The 8,092-nt window shown below is 40.8% G+C and carries 8 protein-coding genes and 1 pseudogene; all 9 read right to left on the reverse strand.

Annotation, left to right across the window (positions count from 1 at the left end; all coding sequences use genetic code 11):
* Positions 1 to 118 precede the first annotated feature (118 nt).
* Entirely contained in the window at positions 119 to 1,210 is a 1,092-nt protein-coding gene (ulaG, locus tag GMD1S_RS09650; RefSeq protein WP_001134225.1) for an L-ascorbate 6-phosphate lactonase, read from the reverse strand.
* A gap of 116 nt (positions 1,211 to 1,326) precedes the next feature.
* The gene (locus tag GMD1S_RS09655) at positions 1,327 to 3,000 is read right to left on the reverse strand and encodes a BglG family transcription antiterminator (protein WP_000242142.1); all 1,674 of its coding nucleotides are present in this window, start codon (positions 2,998 to 3,000) and stop codon (positions 1,327 to 1,329) included.
* A gap of 167 nt (positions 3,001 to 3,167) precedes the next feature.
* The gene (locus GMD1S_RS09660; protein WP_001077565.1) at positions 3,168 to 3,872 is read right to left on the reverse strand and encodes an L-ribulose-5-phosphate 4-epimerase; all 705 of its coding nucleotides are present in this window, start codon (positions 3,870 to 3,872) and stop codon (positions 3,168 to 3,170) included.
* Position 3,873: 1 nt separating this feature from the next.
* On the reverse strand, positions 3,874 to 4,737 hold the full coding sequence (locus GMD1S_RS09665; RefSeq protein WP_000113588.1) for an L-ribulose-5-phosphate 3-epimerase: 864 nt from the start codon (positions 4,735 to 4,737) through the stop codon (positions 3,874 to 3,876).
* Between the two features lie 3 nt (positions 4,738 to 4,740).
* On the reverse strand, positions 4,741 to 5,406 hold the full coding sequence (locus GMD1S_RS09670) for a 3-keto-L-gulonate-6-phosphate decarboxylase UlaD (RefSeq protein WP_000166723.1): 666 nt from the start codon (positions 5,404 to 5,406) through the stop codon (positions 4,741 to 4,743).
* A gap of 14 nt (positions 5,407 to 5,420) precedes the next feature.
* The gene (locus tag GMD1S_RS09675) at positions 5,421 to 5,906 is read right to left on the reverse strand and encodes a PTS sugar transporter subunit IIA (protein WP_001049934.1); all 486 of its coding nucleotides are present in this window, start codon (positions 5,904 to 5,906) and stop codon (positions 5,421 to 5,423) included.
* Positions 5,907 to 5,982: 76 nt separating this feature from the next.
* Positions 5,983 to 6,261, reverse strand: coding sequence for a PTS sugar transporter subunit IIB (locus GMD1S_RS09680; protein ID WP_000241470.1), 279 nt, complete (start codon positions 6,259 to 6,261; stop codon positions 5,983 to 5,985).
* 22 nt (positions 6,262 to 6,283) lie between these two features.
* Positions 6,284 to 7,741 (reverse strand): PTS ascorbate transporter subunit IIC, encoded by a 1,458-nt coding sequence (locus GMD1S_RS09685; protein WP_000452078.1) that lies wholly within the window; start codon positions 7,739 to 7,741, stop codon positions 6,284 to 6,286.
* A gap of 132 nt (positions 7,742 to 7,873) precedes the next feature.
* Positions 7,874 to 8,092, reverse strand: a pseudogene (locus GMD1S_RS12455) (HI_0552 family protein); the annotation flags it as partial.

Consider the following 8,092-nt stretch of genomic DNA (forward strand, 5'->3'; position numbering starts at 1 on the left):
TTTCTCTTTGAGGTGATTAATAAATCACACATCCTATTTTACTATTATATGAAAATTATCCGTATAGTGCAACATACGGATAACCTCCAGATAATAATTTACATCATTTGAACAGTTTTTATAGCAAAGCTTTGAATTGGATATTCGAATCTTGCTCGAAGCAATCATCAAATCCACGTGGGTGATGGTATTCTACTAGGTGCTGATCTTGAGGATAAGTGTACTTACCTCCTACTTCCCAGATAAATGGATGGAAGTTGTACTGCAAACGGTCTTTTCTCATCTTCCATAGTTCTAAAATTTCATTGGTTGAAGCCATAAAGTTTGACCAGATGTCATAGTGAACTGGGATAATGACTTTAGCACGCAGATTTTCTGCCATACGAAGAAGATCAATTGAAGTCATCTTGTCTTGGATACCAACTGGGTTTTCACCATAGTTGTTCAAAGCAACATCAATCTTAAAGTCTTTTCCGTGTTTCGCAAAGTAGTTTGAGAAGTGAGAGTCTGCACCGTGATAAATAGTACCACCTGGTGTTTCAAAAATATAGTTAACAGCTTTTTGAGCCATCTCTTCATCAGTAACAGTCAAACCTGCCAATTCTCCACCTGTTTCATCAGCACCGTTGACTGGCAAAGTTACCAAGCAAGTACGGTCAAAAGATTCCACAGCATGAATCTTCATGTCTTTGAGTTCAATGGTGTCACCTGGTTTAACTACAATAATGCGTTCTTTTGGCACTCCCCAGCCTTCCCAGATAAGTCCGCAATGGTAAGGTCCGATGAATTTAACATGTTCCAATTTTGGATTATTCAAAATAGCTGCGGCTGTATAAGGATCAATATGATCGCTATGGAAGTGGGAAACCAAGTAGTAGTCTAACTCATTGATTGCAAATGGGTCAATGACCATCGGTTGAACACGCAAGTTTGGTTGCAATTTACGTACACCTGCCATGTTAGCCATTTGGTGCCCACGGACCATATCTTTAACTTTTTTAGTAGATTTTCCGCGATTTGACCAAAGGTCCATCACAACGTTAGCACCACCAGGTGTCTTAATCCAAGTTCCACAGTTGCCTAGCCACCACATAGCAAAATTGCCTTCAGGAACGACTTCTTCTTCAATTTCTTCGTTGAGCCATGTTCCCCATTCTGGGAAAGTCGCTAGAATCCATGATTCTCTTGTAATTTCTTTTACGTTTGGCATTATGACATCCTCCATTTTTTGTTCAAGTTTTCATTTCATACTTAGTATAACACCCGCCCGAAAATTAAAAAAGACCAAGAAAAACACAGGTTTGTGTTCATCATTGGACTGTCATGTTATAACTCTTCAAAAAAGGACTGGATAAGTAATTCTTGATTTATCAGACTTTGAATCTCCTGCTGCAGTTTCGTTGCGGCACGCTTATCCGGTATATAAGTTGAAATAATGGTTGATAAATTTTCGCTGAAACTTCTGCCGTCTTTTCGAAAAACCTTGTTTTTCAGATAATCAACTATACGCAAGATATCCTCTGCCTCCAAGATAGGATTGACCTTTAAGACAGGGAAGCGACTCTCTAGTTCATCATTTGTTGTAATCACCAAATCCACCAAGGCAATATCCTCAACACTTTTAAACTGTTCTGTTGTGAAAACTGCCCCGATTTGTTCGTTGGGAAGATAGAAACGACATTGTTTGAGCAACAGTTTAGAAACCCCTACTCCTTCGTCACAAACCAGATAAATTTTTTTGGTGGCATTCTGCGAGGATGGAGTGTATTTCAAAAATCCACCAACGTGAATCGTCAGATAAGCAATCTCATCGTCCGTCAAGCGTACAAGCCAGGCTTCCTCCAAAATCTCGGCACATTTTTTGGTGATGATAAAGAGCTCGCTGTACTTGGAACGGATTTGCTTAGTAAGAGGATTTTTAGAAAAGATGCCATAGGTCTTTCTAAACAACAAAGCCTTACAGTGAATCAGCAGGTTACGTAACAAGTCTTCCTTGTTTTCGATTTCCATCTTGGTTTGTGATTCAAAATGCCAAATAAATTCCTCTAAAGTGACTTTCAGCTGGTGAAAGTCTTCGCTTTCCGCATGGACGTCTCTATCCTTTCTATAGGATAAAAGGAGAATGGCCAACAGAGAAATTTCGAGTTCCGATAAAGAAATTTCAAATGTCTCAAAAAGGCGCTCACTCAGCCTTTCAGATACTCTGTACTCTATTCTCTTACGAATCAAGGAAAAATCTTGATCAATATCCTGATGCTTTTCTTGATGACGCGTGATATTATCACAACTTAAAAGCAGATAAGGAAGCACTCGCAACATAAAGGTCACTTCATGATGATTTATTTTTTTCCCTAAATCCTGTTCAACCAGAGGGACTTGCTCCTTGAGAAATTGATGCATTTGTCTAGACAAAAGCAACTCTCCTTGGAATCTATCCTTTATCTTATCTTCAAGAATGGTAACAAAAGCTCCATTTCCTTCCATAAAGATATGGTATAAGAGCGATTGAAGATGCTGAATTTTATTTAAGGGGTGGGCGCTAAGATAATAACCTTGTGATTTACTTACTTGCAGGGTTACCTGATACTGTTCTAGGCTTAACTGGTAACGGATGGTATTGAGATCATTCAAAACGGTGTTCCGCGAAACTTCTGTTAATTCCATCAGTTTTTCGACAGTGATGCGTTCTTTGGAAATTCCAATCCAAAATAACATCATCTGCATGCGTTCTTCCCCGCTCATCACATATTCGTAGGAGTCAACTTCGGATAAAAGTTGCTGACAAGCAAGTCTCTGCTCCTCCGTTAAGTAGATACCAATACGAGGAAGGCTAACAAGGTGGTGTTCAGGATTGCCCAATGCATCATTAATTTTATCAACGTGATAATAGACCTTTCTCCTTGATTGACCCAAATCTTTGGAAATGGTCATAATCGTTTTGGGAGATTCTTGATCCAGGAGGTACATCAATAGCTCACAACTCGTTTTATCTAATACCATCTTATCCTCCTATTATTCGGGACCAATCAATCAAACAGTCTCCCTATCATAGCACTTTAATAAAAATATTTCAATGATAATATTTATCATTGGGCTCGTTTGCTTTTCAGGTTTATTGCAAAAGCGAGGCCTAGATACCTCCAAGCCTCTTTTCAATTGCCCGTTTTTTATTTTTGACCATAGTAGGCATTTGGTCCATGCTTTCTTTGGTAATGTTTTTCCAATATGTGCTGTGGTGCAGGTTCAACTCTTGGATTGATTTGCTCTGTGAAACGGTTCATCTTGGAAACTTCTTCGAGAACCACTGAATGGTAAACTGCATTTTCAGGGTTCTTGCCCCATGTGAATGGACCGTGGTTGCGAACGACAATCCCTGGTACTTCAACCGGATTGAGACCGCGACGTTCAAATTCTTCCAGAATGACCAAACCTGTATCCTTTTCATACGCTACTTCAACTTCATCCTGAGTCAAGCTACGAGCACAAGGAATTGGTCCATAAAAATAGTCGGCATGTGTAGTCCCATAAAATGGAATATCACGTCCCGCCTGTGCCCAACCCACTGCTTCTGTCGAGTGAGTATGAACCACACTACCAATGGTAGGCCAAGCTTTATATAATTCCACGTGAGTTGGTAGGTCGGAAGATGGTCTCAAATCACCTTCAAGTACCTTCCCATCCAAATCTGTCACCACCATGTTTTCAGGAGTCAATTTATCATAATCTACTCCCGATGGCTTGATAACAATCACGCCTAGCTCACGATTCACTTCTGAGACATTGCCCCATGTGAATTTAACCAAGCCGTGTTTAGGAAGAGATTGATTAGCTTCGCAGACACGCTTTCTCATATCATTGATTACTTGATTCATCTTACATCAAACCCGCTTTCTTTATTAATGGGTAGAGGAAATCTTGTGCTTCTTTGATAGCCACTTTGGTTTCTTCTACTGTTTCACAGTTTTCAGACCACATCTCGATTAGGAAAGGACCATTATAGTTGGTCTTTTTCAAAATATCAAAAGCTGCTTCCCAGTTGACGCAGCCAGTTCCAAAAGGAACATCTCGGAATTGTCCTTTTGAAGTTTCGGTCACGGGATAGGTATCCTTGAGGTGGAGGGCTGCAAGGGCATGGTGCCCGATATAAAATTCACTGTAAACGTCATTATGCCAAGCTGAGACATTACCAATATCTGGATAAACAAAAAGATAAGGTGAATCAATCTCTTTTTCAACAGCCAAGTACTTTTCAATGCTATTAATAAAAGGATCATCCATAATTTCAATAGCTAAGATGACCTGAGCTTCCTCCGCCCAGACACAAGCTTGTCTGAGGTTTTTGATGAAACGTTCACGTGTTTGAGGGGACTTTTCCTCATAATAAACGTCATAACCAGCTAACTGAATCGTACGAACTCCCAAATCCTGAGCTAGTTCGATACATTTTTTCATCAGTTCCAGCGATTTTTCTTCTAGAACTGGATCGTTTGAACCCATTGGATAGCGACGATGACCTGAAAAACAGATGGACGGAATTCGGATTCCTGTTTCATAGATGGCTTTCACGATTTCCAATCGTTCTTCCTTGCTCCAATCAAGACGAGCCAAACGTTCATCACGCTCGTCAATCGACATTTCAACAAAGTCGAAGCTCAATTCTTTTGCAAAATTCAAGCGTTCCAACCAAGTAAAATGCTTGGGTGTAGCTTTTTCATAGATTCCAATTGGACGTGCCATAAATTACCCCCAAATTCGTTTGATTTCGTCCTTAAAGGCACGTGCTGCGCCTGCTGGATCTGCTGCCTCGGTAATTCCGCGACCTGCGATAAAGGTAAAGACATCCACTCCTTCAAAGAGTTTGAGTGTGTCCACATCCAGTCCTCCCGTAACAGACACACGGAAGCCCATATCAATCAATTTTTTGACCTTGTTTAGATCTTTTTCGCCCCAAGTTTCCCCAGCAAGCAGGGCATCACGAGATTGGTGATAGATTGCTTGGGAAATTCCCGCATCAAGCCAGAGTTGAGCCTGTTCAAAAGTCCAGTCTCCATAAAGTTCGATTTGGATTTCACCTCTATCTCCACGTTCAGCTGTGATGGCTTTAAGAGCAGCTTCCATAGTCGGAATGGTTGCACAGCAGATACAAGTCATCCAGTCCGCTCCACGTACAGCATTATTCTTGGCAACCGTTCCACCAGCATCCGCACACTTGGTGTCTGCAACGATGATCTTATCTGGGAAAAGGCTACGCAAGACTTCTACTAATTCGCTCCCTACTTGAAGTAGGCAAACAGTACCAGCTTCGATGATATCCACTTCATGACCAACAGCTACAGCAGCCTTAATGGCGCCTTGCAAATCTGAATGGTCTAGTGCAACTTGTAAATTTGGTATTCTTTTTGTCATCTTCCTACTCCTTTTTAGCTTTCCAAGTCCAAGCCTTCGAGGTATGGACTATTTTTTGATTCTTCAATCATATCCAAAACTTCTTCTTTGCTCTGGCATCCTTGTAAGCGGGCAATGGAATCTTCCAACTCAAACAAGGCAATAATTTGTGGAATCGCTACACTTGTATGAATCTTTGAGCTTGTCGCAGCCAAAGCTAGTAAGACGGATACTTCTTTTCCATCTGAAAAAACAACTGATTTTTGCAAGGTAATCAGTGAAAAAGCATCCCGCTGAACACCTGCCTCTGGCCTAGCATGGGGCATAGCCATCCCTGGCATTAAAATATAGTAGGGACCATATTCTTCTGTTGACTCAATAATCGCATCATAGTACTCTGGTAAAATTGCGCCACTTTCAATCAAGGGTTCCACCGCTAACTTAACTGCTTCTTTCCAATCAGCCGCCTCAAGTCCCAATCGAATTGAATTATTTTCAATCAAAGCCTGTTTTAAATTCATAGTTGCCTCCTTTATGTAAAGAGGGACTAGGACAGAACCCAGTCTTCACAGTTTCTGTCCAGCCCCCTCCAACCTTCTATAGTGCCTGACTGAGTTTTTCAGTGATTTCTTTATCATCCATCAAGTTGTCAAGCCCAATTAACTTCCCATTTGTTCTCCCTTCCAATTCTTGGATCAGGTGAAGAGAGGCGATAACGATATCATAGCCAGCTGCCAAACTTTTAGCTTCGCCGACACTGCATGAGTTTACTGTAAAGTCTGTTTGGTTTAGCTTGCGGAGCGCATTTTCCACCTTCATCTTGATAACCATTGATGAACCCATACCATTTCCACATGCTGCTAATACTTTAACCATTTTATTTCTCCTTTTCTAAATTCTAAGCTTCTTCTTGTACTTCGCCGTTATAGTATTTTTCTTTATCTTTAGCTTTGGCAAATTGAATTTGAGGAATGACAAGCAAGAAGAGGCAAACAAGCACATAACCAATAATACCAAGGTATTTGAAGATGTAGCCAAATCCAAGCCATGGGAATTCAAAGTCGATATTTCCATGGTAACCACCATAAGCCGCCAAGTCGAGAAGGGCTACGCAAAGAGCACCAAGGGCAACTTGAAGTACACCTGAGATAAAGGACAAGATAACTGCCGCTTTCCAACCACCACGTTTATCAGCGTAAACGGCGATAGCTGCATTATCAAAGAATACCGGTACAAATCCTGTGATGATAAGGATAGGATTTTTGAAGACGATGAGTAGAACGATTGTAATCAATTGACCAATCAAACCAAAGGCAAAACCTGACAAAACAGCGTTTGGAGAGCCAAATCCATAAGAAGCTGCAACGTCCACCGCTGGGAATGAACCTGGCAAAAGCTTACTTGAGATACCTTGGAAGGCATTTGTCAACTCAGATACGAACATGCGGACACCTTGCATCAAGATAAACAAGTAAACTGAGAAGGTGAAGGCTGTTTGGATAATATACATGAAGAAGTCTTGCTTAGCAGGATTGAACAAGGTTCCTGAAGTGATTACTTCTTTATTTGACATGATTTCTGGTCCCAAGATCAAGAGAATAGCACCAAAGAAGACCAGCATCAAGGTCGCAGAGGCAACTACTGTATCATGAAAGATAGAGAGGAATTTAGGCAATTTAATATTGTCTAGACTTTCTTCCTTCTTACCAAAACGTCCTGCGATTTTATCTACAAACCAAATAGCAAATTGTTGTTGGTGACCAATCGCAAAGCCACCCCCACCAGTCAAACGTTGAGTTGCTTCAACAGTCATGTTTGAGCTAATTGCCCAGTAAAGTCCACAGATAATTCCGATAGCCGCTGTACCGTAAGCATTGCGCAATTGTGGAACCAAGAAGAGAACCATAAGAGAAACAGTTGCTGCTTGTTGCACCATGATATGCCCTGTGATAAAGAGAGTTCTCACTTTGGTGAGTTTACGGAAAGCCACTAGCAGAATATTGACCCCGAAACCGATCAAAAGGGCTGTTGTTGCAGTTCCGACAAAATCAGGAAACTCAGCTGCAATTTTGTTATTTGCGGCTGCTAGTCCAAAGTAAGGGTCGATAACTGCCGCACCAATTTGAAATTTAAAGTTGAGCGCTGCCAAGATCGGACGGAAAGTGGTAACCAAGCCTCCCGCACCAACGTTCAGCAACATATAACCAACTGTCGCTTTTACAAATCCTGAAAAGACTTCATGAGCTGGCTTTTTCAAAAGCGCATACCCAATTAGTACCAAGAGACCCACGAAAAATGCGGGATTCTGCAAAATATTGCTAGAAAACCAATTTAGAACACTTGAAATGACTTCCATAACTGTTCTCCTTTATTTGAATTGTTTTTGTAACTTTATTATATATTTTGAAAACACAAACAAAAAGACCAAGAATTACACAGCGGACTGTTCACTCTTGGACTGAACGATTTATGATATTTTTGAGAAATTTTACTTCCTCGTCACCTCATAGTAAGGAAGTAGGCGAGTATAAGTTTCTTCTAATTTTTCTAAAATCTCTGCTAATGTTTGATTTTCAATAAAAGAAACATCCGACTTTACCAAAACTTTACGGATTTCCTGATTGCGTACCTTCTCGCGTAAAGTGCGACGGTTCTCCTCAGTAGCCTCCACCTTATGACTTTCCCCATTTGAGTAGACTAGATAATA

The sequence above is a fragment of the Streptococcus sp. GMD1S genome (genome assembly GCF_000296875.1).
Lineage (GTDB): Bacteria > Bacillota > Bacilli > Lactobacillales > Streptococcaceae > Streptococcus.

Bases quoted from the DNA above. Each gene is read 5' to 3' on its own strand.
- GMD1S_RS09680 (WP_000241470.1), bottom strand. From the start codon at position 6,261: ATGGTTAAAGTATTAGCAGCATGTGGAAATGGTATGGGTTCATCAATG.
- GMD1S_RS09685 (WP_000452078.1), bottom strand. From the start codon at position 7,741: ATGGAAGTCATTTCAAGTGTTCTAAATTGGTTTTCTAGCAATATTTTG.
- ulaG (WP_001134225.1), bottom strand. From the start codon at position 1,210: ATGCCAAACGTAAAAGAAATTACAAGAGAATCATGGATTCTAGCGACT.
- GMD1S_RS09675 (WP_001049934.1), bottom strand. From the start codon at position 5,906: ATGAATTTAAAACAGGCTTTGATTGAAAATAATTCAATTCGATTGGGA.
- GMD1S_RS09660 (WP_001077565.1), bottom strand. From the start codon at position 3,872: ATGAATCAAGTAATCAATGATATGAGAAAGCGTGTCTGCGAAGCTAAT.
- GMD1S_RS09655 (WP_000242142.1), bottom strand. From the start codon at position 3,000: ATGGTATTAGATAAAACGAGTTGTGAGCTATTGATGTACCTCCTGGAT.
- GMD1S_RS09670 (WP_000166723.1), bottom strand. From the start codon at position 5,406: ATGACAAAAAGAATACCAAATTTACAAGTTGCACTAGACCATTCAGAT.
- GMD1S_RS09665 (WP_000113588.1), bottom strand. From the start codon at position 4,737: ATGGCACGTCCAATTGGAATCTATGAAAAAGCTACACCCAAGCATTTT.